Genomic DNA, 13,797 nt, shown 5'->3' with positions numbered 1-13,797 from the left:
TTCCGAGCCTAGAACCAGTTGCGCTTGCTGCCGACCTCGGACAGCCACTGGTTGAGGTACCCGGCCCAGTCGGTGTTCTGGTAGTCGTGCAGCCCCACCTGGAAGGAACGGAAGGTGTCGCTGCCCTCGCTGAACAGCCCCGGCTTCTTGTCCATCTCCAGCACCACGTCCATCGCGTGGCCGTCCGCGACGAAGCTCAACTCGACCTGGTTGAGCCCGCGGTACTGCTGCGGCGGGAAGAACTCGATCTCCTGGTAGAACGGCAGCTGCTGCCGCGTCCCACGGATGTGACCGCGCTCCAGGTCCGCGTTCTTGAAGCGGAAGCCCAGCTGCATGAACGCGTCCAGGATCGCCTTCTGCGCCGGAAGCGGGTGCACGTTGACCGGGTCGAGGTCACCGGAGTCCACGGCACGCGCGATCGCCAGCTCGGTCGTCACACCGACGTTCATGCCGCGCAGCGCCTGGCCGTCGATCATCGTGATCGGCGTCTCCCAGGGGATCTCGAGCCCGAACGGCACCGCGTGCACCGCGTTCGCCTGAAGCGTGAAGGCACCGCCGAGCGAGACCTTCGTGAACTCGACGTCCTGCTTGTACTCCTGGTCACCGCTCTCGACCTCGACCCTGGCCTGGAGCCCGACCGACAGGCCCTCGATCTCCTGGTCGACGGACCCGCCCTGGATCCGCACCTCGCCCTGGACGACACCACCGGGGACGACGTTGACCTCGGTCAGCACCGTCTCCACCGAAGCCCCACCGGCCCCCAGGCTCGCGAGCAGCTTCTTGAACGCCATGTCTCTCCTCTTAGAACGCGCGGATTCCTGATCCCTACAAACGCGATCCGGCCGTGGTCGGTTCCGCGGCCTCACCCTGGCAAGCGGACGGACCCTTGACCACCCCTTGGCACACACCCGTCTGGACTACGCTCGTACGCCATGATCACGCCCCCGGACCGTACGCCACTGACACGAGAGTTCTTCGACCGCCCCGTACTGGAGGTCGCGCCCGACCTCCTCGGCCGCCTCCTCGTCCGCACCACCCCGGACGGTCCGATCGTGCTCCGCATCACGGAGGTCGAGGCCTACGACGGCCAGAACGACCCCGGCTCCCACGCCTATCGCGGTCGCACGGCCCGCAACGACGTGATGTTCGGTCCGCCCGGACACGTGTACGTCTACTTCACCTACGGCATGTGGTTCTGCATGAACCTCGTGTGCGGGGAGGAGGGTCGCGCGAGCGCCGTCCTGCTCCGTGCCGGCGAGATCCTCGAAGGTGCCGAGCTGGCCCGCAAACGTCGACTCTCGGCCCGGAACGACAAGGAACTGGCCAAAGGACCGGCCCGCCTGGCCACGGCCCTGGGCGTGGACCGCGCCCTGGACGGTACGGACGCCTGCGCCCCGGACGAGACCCCGTTGAGGGTGCTCACCGGCACCCCGGTCGCCTCCGACCAGGTACTCAACGGTCCGCGGACCGGCGTGGCCGGCGAAGGAGGCGTGCACCCCTGGCGGTTCTGGGTCGCCGGCGACCCGACAGTGAGCCCTTATCGCGCCCATGTCCCGAGGCGGCGCTCAAGTTGACTCGCTCTCGGAAGGTGCGTAATGTGGCCCGAGCCGCTTGACCCGGTTACGGCGATCGCCAGCAGCCGAGAGCGGCCAAACCACTACCTACGACATCCCCTCGGCGGGGACGATTTCGGCGTGCCCGCACGCCCGAATTCGAACTCGCGGAACTCGATTATGAGTTGCCGAGGGAATGGGCTAACGTAGTGAATGTCGAAAGGCCCCGCCGACAGGGAATCAGGCCCGAAAGGATCTGATAGAGTCGGAAACGCAAGACCGAAGGGAAAAGCCCGGAGGAAAGCCCGAGAGGGTGAGTACAAAGGAAGCGTCCGTTCCTTGAGAACTCAACAGCGTGCCAAAAATCAACGCCAGATATGTTGATACCCCGTCTCCAGCATCTGCTGGGGCGAGGTTCCTTTGAAGAAAACACAGCGAGGACGCTGAGAATTGCCGCCTCATTCCGGTGGTAGTTCCGCTCTCGTGATGTGCGAACCGGATATCCGGTAAACATTCACGGAGAGTTTGATCCTGGCTCAGGACGAACGCTGGCGGCGTGCTTAACACATGCAAGTCGAACGATGAACCACTTCGGTGGGGATTAGTGGCGAACGGGTGAGTAACACGTGGGCAATCTGCCCTTCACTCTGGGACAAGCCCTGGAAACGGGGTCTAATACCGGATAGCACTGCCACGGGCATCCGTGGTGGTTGAAAGCTCCGGCGGTGAAGGATGAGCCCGCGGCCTATCAGCTTGTTGGTGAGGTAACGGCTCACCAAGGCGACGACGGGTAGCCGGCCTGAGAGGGCGACCGGCCACACTGGGACTGAGACACGGCCCAGACTCCTACGGGAGGCAGCAGTGGGGAATATTGCACAATGGGCGAAAGCCTGATGCAGCGACGCCGCGTGAGGGATGACGGCCTTCGGGTTGTAAACCTCTTTCAGCAGGGAAGAAGCGAAAGTGACGGTACCTGCAGAAGAAGCGCCGGCTAACTACGTGCCAGCAGCCGCGGTAATACGTAGGGCGCAAGCGTTGTCCGGAATTATTGGGCGTAAAGAGCTCGTAGGCGGCTTGTCACGTCGGGTGTGAAAGCCCGGGGCTTAACCCCGGGTCTGCATTCGATACGGGCTAGCTAGAGTGTGGTAGGGGAGATCGGAATTCCTGGTGTAGCGGTGAAATGCGCAGATATCAGGAGGAACACCGGTGGCGAAGGCGGATCTCTGGGCCATTACTGACGCTGAGGAGCGAAAGCGTGGGGAGCGAACAGGATTAGATACCCTGGTAGTCCACGCCGTAAACGGTGGGAACTAGGTGTTGGCGACATTCCACGTCGTCGGTGCCGCAGCTAACGCATTAAGTTCCCCGCCTGGGGAGTACGGCCGCAAGGCTAAAACTCAAAGGAATTGACGGGGGCCCGCACAAGCAGCGGAGCATGTGGCTTAATTCGACGCAACGCGAAGAACCTTACCAAGGCTTGACATACACCGGAAACGTCCAGAGATGGGCGCCCCCTTGTGGTCGGTGTACAGGTGGTGCATGGCTGTCGTCAGCTCGTGTCGTGAGATGTTGGGTTAAGTCCCGCAACGAGCGCAACCCTTGTCCTGTGTTGCCAGCATGCCCTTCGGGGTGATGGGGACTCACAGGAGACCGCCGGGGTCAACTCGGAGGAAGGTGGGGACGACGTCAAGTCATCATGCCCCTTATGTCTTGGGCTGCACACGTGCTACAATGGCAGGTACAATGAGCTGCGATACCGTGAGGTGGAGCGAATCTCAAAAAGCCTGTCTCAGTTCGGATTGGGGTCTGCAACTCGACCCCATGAAGTCGGAGTTGCTAGTAATCGCAGATCAGCATTGCTGCGGTGAATACGTTCCCGGGCCTTGTACACACCGCCCGTCACGTCACGAAAGTCGGTAACACCCGAAGCCGGTGGCCCAACCCCTTGTGGGAGGGAGCTGTCGAAGGTGGGACTGGCGATTGGGACGAAGTCGTAACAAGGTAGCCGTACCGGAAGGTGCGGCTGGATCACCTCCTTTCTAAGGAGCACTTCTTACCAACTCCGGTTGGTCAGAGGCCACTACGCAGGCAAACGTTCTGCGGTGGTTGCTCATGGGTGGAACGTTGATTATTCGGCACACTTGATCGTCTTCATCTTCCTAGTACTGCTTCGGCGTGGAACGGATGAGTGGAGAGGCGAGTGGGCCGGGCACGCTGTTGGGTATCTGAGGGAATGAACCCCCTCGTGATGCCGGCCCCGGTGAAGCACCGCGTAAGTGGTGTGTGACGGGTGGCTGGTCGTTGTTTGAGAACTGCACAGTGGACGCGAGCATCTGTGGCCAAGTTTTTAAGGGCGCACGGTGGATGCCTTGGCACCAGGAACCGATGAAGGACGTGGGAGGCCACGATAGTCCCCGGGGAGTCGTCAACCAGGCTTTGATCCGGGGGTTTCCGAATGGGGAAACCCGGCAGTCGTCATGGGCTGTCACCCATACCTGAACACATAGGGTATGTGGAGGGAACGCGGGGAAGTGAAACATCTCAGTACCCGCAGGAAGAGAAAACAACCGTGATTCCGGGAGTAGTGGCGAGCGAAACCGGATGAGGCCAAACCGTATGCGTGTGAGACCCGGCAGGGGTTGCGCATGCGGGGTTGTGGGATCTCTCTTCTGTCGTCTGCCGGCGACAGGACGAGTCAGAAACCGTTGATGTAGGCGAAGGACATGCGAAAGGTCCGGCGTAGAGGGTAAGACCCCCGTAGTCGAAACGTCAGCGGCTCGTTTGAGAGACACCCAAGTAGCACGGGGCCCGAGAAATCCCGTGTGAATCTGGCGGGACCACCCGCTAAGCCTAAATATTCCCTGGTGACCGATAGCGGATAGTACCGTGAGGGAATGGTGAAAAGTACCGCGGGAGCGGAGTGAAATAGTACCTGAAACCGTGTGCCTACAAGCCGTGGGAGCGTCGGATATGTGCTTGCATATATCTCGTGACTGCGTGCCTTTTGAAGAATGAGCCTGCGAGTTTGCGGTGTGTTGCGAGGTTAACCCGGGTGGGGTAGCCGTAGCGAAAGCGAGTCCGAATAGGGCGATTCAGTAGCACGCTCAAGACCCGAAGCGGAGTGATCTAGCCATGGGCAGGTTGAAGCGGAGGTAAGACTTCGTGGAGGACCGAACCCACCAGGGTTGAAAACCTGGGGGATGACCTGTGGTTAGGGGTGAAAGGCCAATCAAACTCCGTGATAGCTGGTTCTCCCCGAAATGCATTTAGGTGCAGCGTCGTGTGTTTCTTGCCGGAGGTAGAGCACTGGATAGGCGATGGGCCCTACCGGGTTACTGACCTTAGCCAAACTCCGAATGCCGGTAAGTGAGAGCGCGGCAGTGAGACTGTGGGGGATAAGCTCCATGGTCGAGAGGGAAACAGCCCAGAGCATCGACTAAGGCCCCTAAGCGTACGCTAAGTGGGAAAGGATGTGGAGTCGCAGAGACAACCAGGAGGTTGGCTTAGAAGCAGCCACCCTTGAAAGAGTGCGTAATAGCTCACTGGTCTAGTGATTCCGCGCCGACAATGTAGCGGGGCTCAAGCGTACCGCCGAAGTCGTGTCATTCGTACAACAGGGCCAACGCCCGTACGGATGGGTAGGGGAGCGTCGTGTGCCGGGTGAAGCTGCGCCGGAAGGCAGTGGTGGACGGTTCACGAGTGAGAATGCAGGCATGAGTAGCGATACACACGTGGGAAACGTGTGCGCCGATTGACTAAGGGTTCCTGGGTCAAGCTGATCTGCCCAGGGTAAGTCGGGACCTAAGGCGAGGCCGACAGGCGTAGTCGATGGATAACCGGTTGATATTCCGGTACCCGCTGTGAAGCGTCAAACATCGAACCAGGCGATGCTAAGTCCGTGAAGCCGCCCCGGAGCCTTCGGGCAAAGGGGAGTGGTGGAGCCGACGGACCAGACTTGCAGTAGGTGAGTGATGGGGTGACGCAGGAAGGTAGTCCATCCCGGGCGGTGGTTGTCCCGGGGTAAGGGTGTAGGACGTCAGGTAGGCAAATCCGCCTGACATGTTTCTGAGACCTGATGCCGAGCCGATTGTGGTGAAGTGGATGATCCTATGCTGTCGAGAAAAGCCTCTAGCGAGTTTCATGGCGGCCCGTACCCTAAACCGACTCAGGTGGTCAGGTAGAGAATACCGAGGCGTTCGGGTGAACTATGGTTAAGGAACTCGGCAAAATGCCCCCGTAACTTCGGGAGAAGGGGGGCCATCACTGGTGATCCGATTTACTCGGTGAGCTGGGGGTGGCCGCAGAGACCAGCGAGAAGCGACTGTTTACTAAAAACACAGGTCCGTGCGAAGCCGTAAGGCGATGTATACGGACTGACGCCTGCCCGGTGCTGGAACGTTAAGGGGACCGGTTAGTCACATTTCGGTGTGGCGAAGCTGAGAACTTAAGCGCCAGTAAACGGCGGTGGTAACTATAACCATCCTAAGGTAGCGAAATTCCTTGTCGGGTAAGTTCCGACCTGCACGAATGGCGTAACGACTTCTCGACTGTCTCAACCATAGGCCCGGTGAAATTGCACTACGAGTAAAGATGCTCGTTTCGCGCAGCAGGACGGAAAGACCCCGGGACCTTTACTACAGTTTGATATTGGTGTTCGGTTCGGCTTGTGTAGGATAGCTGGGAGACTTTGAAGCTCGGACGCCAGTTCGGGTGGAGTCGTCGTTGAAATACCAGTCTGGTCGTGCTGGATGTCTAACCTGGGTCCGTGATCCGGATCAGGGACAGTGTCTGATGGGTAGTTTAACTGGGGCGGTTGCCTCCTAAAGAGTAACGGAGGCGCCCAAAGGTTCCCTCAGCCTGGTTGGTAATCAGGTGTTGAGTGTAAGTGCACAAGGGAGCTTGACTGTGAGACCGACGGGTCGAGCAGGGACGAAAGTCGGGACTAGTGATCCGGCGGTGGCTTGTGGAAGCGCCGTCGCTCAACGGATAAAAGGTACCCCGGGGATAACAGGCTGATCTTCCCCAAGAGTCCATATCGACGGGATGGTTTGGCACCTCGATGTCGGCTCGTCGCATCCTGGGGCTGGAGTCGGTCCCAAGGGTTGGGCTGTTCGCCCATTAAAGCGGTACGCGAGCTGGGTTTAGAACGTCGTGAGACAGTTCGGTCCCTATCCGCTGCGCGCGTAGGAATATTGAGAAGGGCTGTCCCTAGTACGAGAGGACCGGGACGGACGAACCTCTGGTGTGCCAGTTGTTCTGCCAAGGGCATGGCTGGTTGGCTACGTTCGGGAGGGATAACCGCTGAAAGCATCTAAGCGGGAAGCCTGCTTCGAGATGAGTATTCCCACCCCCTTTGAGGGGTTAAGGCTCCCAGTAGACGACTGGGTTGATAGGCCGGATCTGGAAGCCCTGTAAGGGGTGGAGGTGACCGGTACTAATAGGCCGAGGGCTTGTCCATATTTGCTCGCGTCCACTGTGTTAGTTCTGAGACAACGAACGGTTGTCGGCTAGAGCTGAACCACACAACAGAAGAGTGTGCTTGTTCGCTCGAAACCATTAGGGTTTCGGTGGTCATAGCGTGAGGGAAACGCCCGGTTACATTCCGAACCCGGAAGCTAAGCCTTACAGCGCCGATGGTACTGCAGGGGGGACCCTGTGGGAGAGTAGGACACCGCCGAACAATCTTTGGAGGACCCCTGGTCCCAGCGTTCAGCTGGGACCAGGGGTCCTTTTGTTTTTAGAATGCTTGCAGTACCGAAGACAGGAGTCACCATGTCCACCAACTCTCCCGACGACCGACCGGAGCGCGACCAGCGGCGACGGGACAGTGGTGACCGTGGCGATCGCGGTTACCGAGGAGACCGTGGTGACCGTGGTGACCGTGGTGACCGCGGCGGCTTCCGCCGTGACAACGACCGCCGTGACAATGACCGTGGCGGTAACGACCGCGGTGGTAACCGCGGTGGCGGCTACGGCCGGCGTGACGACCGGCGGGACGACCGCCGAGGTGATGACCGCGGTGACCGTGGCGGCTTCCGTCGCGACGACAACCGCGGTGGTGACAATCGCGGCGGCGGTTATGGCGGTGGCTATGGCCGTCGTGACGACCGCGACCGTGGTCCCCGTGGGGACGACCGCGGACCTCGCCCGCCGTTCCGTCGTGACGACCGTCCGACCGGGCCCCGTCGTGACGACCGCGATCGCGGGTTCCGGCGCGATGGTGACCGTCCTGCCTTCCGTCGGGACGACCGTGGGGAGCGCGGCGAGCGCGTAGAGCGCCGGGACAGCGACCGTGGTGGCTTCCGCCGTGACGACAACCGTGGCGGTGGGTACGGGCGACGTGACGATCGCGGTGACCGTGGGGGTTTCCGTCGCGACGACAATCGCGTCGGCGACAACCGTGGTGGTGACAATCGCGGCGGTGGTTATGGCGGTGGCTATGGCCGTCGTGACGACCGCGACCGTGGTCCCCGTGGGGACGACCGTGACCGTGGCTTCCGTCGTGACGACCGGGGTGAGCGTGGTGGTTTCCGTCGTGACGACAACCGCGGCAGTTACGAGCGGCGGGACGACCGTCGGGATGACCGACGCGACGACCGTCGGGGCGATGACCGTGGGGACCGCGGTGGCTTCCGCCGGGACAACGACCGTCGTGACGACAACCGTGGCGACCGTGGCGGTTTCCGCCGGGACGACAACCGGGGCGAGCGCGGTGGCTTCCGTGGGCGGGACGACCGGCGCGGCGGCGACGACCGTGGGGGACGCGGCGGGCCCCGCAGGGACGACCGCGGTGGGCGGCCCGGTGGGTTCCGTGGGCGGGACGACCGGCGTGGTGGCGACGACCGTCGAGGCGGTGGTGGCCGGTTCCGTGACGAGCGGGACCGTGACCGCGAGCCGATCAAGCGGCTGCCGATCCCCGAGGACGTCACGGGCGACGAGATCGACAAGGACGTACGGCAGGAGCTGCAGAGCCTGCCGAAGGGGCTCGCGGAGGATGTCGCCAAGAACCTGGTGATGGTCGCCCGGCTCATCGACGAGGACCCCGAGGGCGCCTACGGCTACTCCAAGGTGGCCCTGCGGCTGGCGTCGCGTGTCGCCGCCGTACGCGAGGCGGCCGGGTTCGCGGCGTACGCCAGTCAGAAGTACAGCGAGGCGCTCGCCGAGTTCCGGGCCGCGCGGCGGATGACCGGGAACGTGGAGCTGTGGCCGGTCATGGCCGACTGCGAGCGTGGGCTCGGGCGGCCGGAGAAGGCGCTGGACATGGCCGGTGCGCCCGAGGTGCACAAGCTCGACAAGGCCGGACAGGTCGAGATGCGGCTCGTCGCGGCCGGTGCCCGGCGTGACATGGGGCAGCTGGATGCGGCCATCGTGACGCTGCAGAGCCCCGAGCTGGCATCCAACTCGGTGCAGCCGTGGACCGCGCGCCTGCGGTACGCGTACGCCGACGCGCTGCTCGCGGCCGGCCGGGAGGGCGAGGCGCGGGAGTGGTTCGCCAAGGCCGTGGAGTCCGACAAGGACGGCAGCACGGACGCCTCCGACCGGCTCGCCGAGCTGGACGGGGTCGAGTTCGTGGACGCCTTCGAGGACGCTGACGACGAGAGTGACGGCGAGACCGCCGTGAAGGCCGTGGAGGACGAGGACGGCGAGGGCGTCGAGGACGGCGACCTCAAGGACTGACGACGTGAGCCGTCGGTGAGCCAAGGGGCGGGATCCCGGGATCCCGCCCCTTCGTGCGTCGGACGTGTCAGACGTCCAGCGCGCGCAGGACCAGGCCCGACGCCGGTTTCGGGCCGAACGACGTCGACTTGCGCGGCATCGTGACGCCCTGGCGGGCGAGGTCGCGGACGACGTCCTCGCGCACCGGATGCATCAGGACCGCCGTGCCGCCGTCGCGTTCCGCCTTCTCGACCGTGGCGGCCGTGTCGTGGATGTAGGCGATGCGGGCCGGGTCGTCCTCGGGGACCTGCCAGACGTGGGCGAGGAGCGTGGCGTGCAGGACCGTGGCATCCAGGGTGCGCCAGGCGCTGGGGCGGTCCGCGGGGATGGTGCGGGCCAGGAGGTCCGGGTCGGGGCGGTCCACGAGGTGGAAGGCGCCGTCGCCGGCGAGGAGGAAGGCGTTGCCCGCGCAGGCGGCGTCGGCGAGGACGTCCAGGGCCTCGGCCAGGGGCACGTCGAGGTGCCGTACGCGGAAGAGGCCGTCCAGGAGTTCCAGGGCCCGGGACACCGGGACGCCGTGCAGAAGGCGGTGGATGGCGCGGACGCGCAGGGGATAGCGGGCCGTGTCGACCAGCAGGACCAGGCCGTGGTCCCAGGGACTGGGGGAGGGGTGCTCCGCGCGTAGACGGCGGTAGGTCGCCCAGCGGTGGTGGCCGTCGGCGATGAGGGCCTGGTGCCGGGTCAGGTCCGACTGGATGCGGGCCACTTCGGCGGGGTCGGTGATCGACCACAGGCGGTGGCGGTAGCCGTCCTCCGTGGTGGTGGCGAGGAGCGGGGGCTGTTCAGCCGTGCGTTCGATGACCTGCGTCGTGACGGATTCCGAGCCGTTGCCGCGGTAGGTGAGCAGCAGGGGTTCGAGGTTGGCGGAGGTGGCGCGCATCAGGGCCGCGCGGTCGGCGACTACGTGCGACATGACGTCCTCGTGGGGCAGGACCACGCCCTCGGAGGGCTCCGACAGGAGCAGGGTGCCGATGATTCCGCGCTGGAGCAGGCCCGCGCCGTCGTCCTGTTCGTAGACGTACAGGCCGGGCTCGCGGTCGGCGGCCAGGATGCCCTCGGAGAGCCAGCCGCGCAGGGTGCGGGCCGCCTGCTCGTTGCGTTCGGCCGGGGTCGTCGCCTGCGGGAGGATCAGCCGGACGATGTTGTACGGGTCGTTCGACTGGAGCTGGTGCAGGCCGTCGGGGCGGACCACGACGTCGTACGGCGGGGATGTCACGGCGGCCAGGCTGCCGACCCGGTCGGGGTCGTAGCGCAGGCCTCGGAACGGGGTGAGTTCCAGGCCTCGGCGCGCCGTTGCTTCCGGGTGACCTGCTGTGTTCATCCCGGCATCGTACGGGTGTCGGTGGCATGGGGGATGATCGGGGGAAAGCCGTCGAACGAGGAGCGATGCGGAATGAGTCAGCGCGTGAGGACGAGGCCCGAGGGCAGTGGGCAGGCCCTGAGCGAGGCGTACGACACCGCGCTGCTCGACCTCGACGGGGTGGTGTACGCGGGCGGGAACGCGATCGCGCACGCCGTCGAGTCGCTCGCCACCGCGCGCGAGGGGGGCATGCACCTCGCCTACGTCACCAACAACGCGCTGCGGACGCCCGATGCCGTGGCCGGGCACCTCACCGAGCTGGGGATACCGACGGGGGCCGAGGACGTCATCACCTCCGCGCAGGCGGTCGCGCGGCTGATCAGCGAGCAGGTGCCGGCCGGGGCGCGGGTGCTGGTCATCGGTGGCGAGGGGCTGCGGGTGGCGCTGCGGGAGCGGGGGCTGGAGCCCGTGGAGTCGGCGGACGACGATCCGGCGGCGGTCGTGCAGGGGTTCGGCGGGCCGGATCTGCCCTGGGGCCGGTTCGCGGAGGCGAGTTACGCGGTCGCGCGCGGGGTGCCCTGGTTCGCGTCCAACACCGACCTGACCATTCCGAGCGGGCGCGGGATCGCGCCCGGCAACGGGGCCGCGGTGGAGGTCGTGCGGATCGCGACCGGTGCCGAGCCGCAGGTCGCGGGCAAGCCGCTGCCCCCCATGCACCGGGAGACGATCCTGCGGACCGGTGCGGAGCGGCCGTTGGTGGTCGGGGACCGGCTGGACACCGACATCGAGGGCGCGTTCAACGGCGAGGTGGACTCGCTGCTCGTGCTCACCGGCGTCACCGACGGCCCCCGGTTGCTGGCCGCGCCGCCGCAGCACCGGCCGACCTATGTGGACGCGGATCTGCGGGGGATGCTCACCGGACAGCCCGAGATCGTCGAGGCCGGGGAAGGCTTCCGGTGCGGGGGATGGACGGCGACGGCCGGGAAGGAGCGGCTGGAACTCGACGGTGACGGCGAGGCGCTGGACGCGCTGCGGGCGCTGTGCGCGGCGGCCTGGACGGCGGCCGGGGACGGTGTGTGCGAGCTGGACGCGGGGAAGGCGCTGGCCAGGCTGGGGCTGTGAGGGCGGGCGCGGGAGGCGGGTTCCGGTGAGTCCGGGGCGTTCGGGCCTCGGGATCGTGGCTGGTTGGCAGGGTAGGCTAACCTAACTGCGTGTTGGTCGACAGTCCTCCCGAACAGCGCGCGGAGACCGCCCCCGCGCCCCCAACCCGCCGGGCGATACGAGTCCTTGGGCTCCTCGTGTCCGTCGTGCTCCTGGCGCTCCTCGCGACGGCGAGCATCGCGGTCGGGGCGAAAGGGCTGTCCGTGGAACAGGTCTGGCACGGACTGTTCCAGGACACGGGGACCTACGGCGACGTCGTGGTGGCCGACCGGCTGTCCCGGACCCTCCTCGGGCTGCTCGCGGGCGCCGCGCTCGGTCTGTCCGGGGCGGTGCTCCAGGCCCTCACCCGCAATCCGCTGGCCGACCCCGGGCTGCTCGGCATCAACGCGGGCGCGTCCGCCGCGGTGGTCACCGCGATCACCTTCTTCGGCGTCACTTCGCTCAGCGGCTATGTGTGGTTCGCCTTCCTCGGCGCGGCAGCGGTCGGCGCGCTGGTCTGGTTCCTCGGCGGCAGCCGGGGCGCCACCCCGGTGCGGCTCGCGCTGGCCGGTACGGCGATCAGCGCGGCCCTGTACGGCTACCTCCAGGCCGTGATGATCACCGACGACCAGGCGCTCAACAAGATGCGCTTCTGGACGGTCGGTTCACTGTCCTCCGCGAGCAACTCGACGATCATGCAGGTGCTGCCGTTCCTCGCGACCGGTTCGCTCCTCGCGCTCGCTCTCGCCCGGCCGCTCAACGCGATGGAGATGGGCGACGACACCGCCAAGGCCCTCGGCGCCCACCTCAACCGCACCCGGGCGCTGGCGATGCTCTCCGCGACCGTGCTGTGCGGGGCGGCCACCGCGGCCTGCGGACCGATCGTGTTCGTCGGCCTGATGGTGCCGCACATCGTGCGCTCCTTCACCGGCCCCGACCTGCGCTGGATCCTGCCCTACGCGACCGTCCTGTCGCCCGTGCTGCTGCTGGGCTCCGACGTCATCGGCCGGATCGTGGCCCGGCCCGCGGAGCTCCAGGTGGGCATCGTGACCTCGATCATCGGCGGACCGGTCTTCATCTTTCTCGTACGACGGCGAAGGACGGCGCAGCTGTGAGGACCAACCGTGCCCTCAGGACCCCCGGCGGGCTCTCCGTCCGGCTGGACGTCCGGGCCACCGTCGCCGTCGCCCTGATCCTGCTCGCCGCGCTCACCGCGAGCGTCGTGCTGATCGGCACCGGCGACTTCCCGATCCCCGCCGGGGACGTGCTCAAGACGCTGCTCGGGAACGGTGACGCCGGGCAGGAGTTCATCGTCAACGAACTGCGGCTGCCCCGGGTCCTCGTCGGGCTCCTGGTCGGCGCCTCGCTCGGGCTCGGGGGCGCGCTGTTCCAAGCCGTCTCCCGCAACCCGCTGGGCAGCCCGGACGTGCTCGGCCTCAGCCAGGGGGCCACGGCCGGGGCGCTCACGATGATCGTGCTGTTCTCGGGGACCACGGCCCAGGTCACCCTGGGCGCGCTCGTGGGCGGCCTGGTGACCGGGCTGGCCATCTATGTGCTCGCCTGGAAGCAGGGGGTGCACGGGTACCGGCTGGTCCTGGTCGGCATCGGAATCTCCGCGATCGTCACGGCGGTCAACGGCTATCTGCTGACCAGGTCGACGATCACCGAGGCGGCCCAGGCCGTGGTGTGGATGACCGGCTCGCTCAGCGGCCGGGACTGGGCGCAGGTGTGGCCGCTGCTGTGGCTCTGCGCGATCCTCGTCCCGCTCGTCCTCGCCAACGGACGCGGCCTCAGGATGATGGAGATGGGCGACGACGTCTCGGGCGCTCTGGGCGTACGGGTGGAGCGCGTACGGCTGCTGCTCCTGGTCGCCGCCGTCCTGCTCACCGCCGCCGCCACCGCGGCCGCCGGGCCGGTCAGCTTCGTCGCGCTCACCGCACCGCAGCTGGCCCGCCGCCTCACCCGCTCGCCCGGCCCCCAACCTGCTGCCGTCCCTGTGCATGGGCGCCACCCTCCTGGTCACCGCCGACCTGGTCTCGCAGAAGATCTTCGGCGCCGACCAGCTGCCCGTCGGCGTGGTCACCGGAG

Annotated in this window: 6 protein-coding genes, 3 rRNA genes and 1 pseudogene; 8 read left to right on the top strand and 2 right to left on the bottom strand. The window is 65.8% G+C overall.

From position 1 onward, the window contains the following. Positions 1–8: 8 nt before the first annotated feature. Positions 9–791, bottom strand: a complete 783-nt coding sequence (locus tag M2163_RS14645) for a sporulation protein (protein WP_280852353.1) — start codon at positions 789–791, stop codon at positions 9–11. A 141-nt stretch (positions 792–932) separates the two neighbouring features. Between M2163_RS14645 and M2163_RS14640 the strand changes: the two genes are divergently transcribed. The 5 genes from M2163_RS14640 (at position 933) to M2163_RS14620 (ending at position 9,230) form a co-directional block, all read left to right on the top strand. After that, on the top strand, positions 933–1,574 hold the full coding sequence (locus M2163_RS14640) for a DNA-3-methyladenine glycosylase (RefSeq protein WP_280852354.1): 642 nt from the start codon (positions 933–935) through the stop codon (positions 1,572–1,574). Positions 1,575–2,066: 492 nt separating this feature from the next. Next, positions 2,067–3,592, top strand: a 16S ribosomal RNA gene (locus tag M2163_RS14635). A 298-nt stretch (positions 3,593–3,890) separates the two neighbouring features. Further along, positions 3,891–7,011: ribosomal RNA gene (locus M2163_RS14630) — 23S ribosomal RNA — on the top strand. Positions 7,012–7,116: 105 nt separating this feature from the next. Continuing rightward, positions 7,117–7,233: ribosomal RNA gene (gene rrf, locus M2163_RS14625) — 5S ribosomal RNA — on the top strand. Together the 16S, 23S and 5S rRNA genes form the textbook arrangement of a ribosomal RNA operon. A 1,226-nt stretch (positions 7,234–8,459) precedes the next feature. Beyond that, a complete protein-coding gene (locus M2163_RS14620; RefSeq protein WP_280854237.1) occupies positions 8,460–9,230 on the top strand; it encodes a tetratricopeptide repeat protein in 771 nt (256 codons plus the stop codon). Between the two features lie 67 nt (positions 9,231–9,297). Here M2163_RS14620 and M2163_RS14615 read toward each other — a convergent pair whose 3' ends face one another. Beyond that, complete coding sequence (locus tag M2163_RS14615; RefSeq protein WP_280894150.1) at positions 9,298–10,590, bottom strand: DUF1015 domain-containing protein; 1,293 nt, start codon at positions 10,588–10,590, stop codon at positions 9,298–9,300. A gap of 72 nt (positions 10,591–10,662) precedes the next feature. Between M2163_RS14615 and M2163_RS14610 the strand changes: the two genes are divergently transcribed. The 3 genes and pseudogenes from M2163_RS14610 to M2163_RS14600 form a co-directional block, all read left to right on the top strand. Beyond that, a complete protein-coding gene (locus tag M2163_RS14610) occupies positions 10,663–11,691 on the top strand; it encodes an HAD hydrolase-like protein (RefSeq protein ID WP_280894149.1) in 1,029 nt (342 codons plus the stop codon). A gap of 89 nt (positions 11,692–11,780) precedes the next feature. After that, positions 11,781–12,824, top strand: a complete 1,044-nt coding sequence (locus M2163_RS14605; RefSeq protein WP_280852357.1) for an iron chelate uptake ABC transporter family permease subunit — start codon at positions 11,781–11,783, stop codon at positions 12,822–12,824. Next, positions 12,821–13,772: pseudogene (locus M2163_RS14600) on the top strand (iron chelate uptake ABC transporter family permease subunit); the annotation flags it as partial. The gene M2163_RS14605 and the pseudogene M2163_RS14600, both read left to right, overlap by 4 nt. Between the last annotated feature and the right edge of the window lie 25 nt (positions 13,773–13,797).

The organism is Streptomyces sp. SAI-135, from assembly GCF_029893805.1.
Lineage (GTDB): Bacteria > Actinomycetota > Actinomycetes > Streptomycetales > Streptomycetaceae > Streptomyces.
The sequence above is the reverse complement of the archived record's forward strand: the minus strand, read 5'-3'. Positions and strand labels throughout refer to the sequence as shown.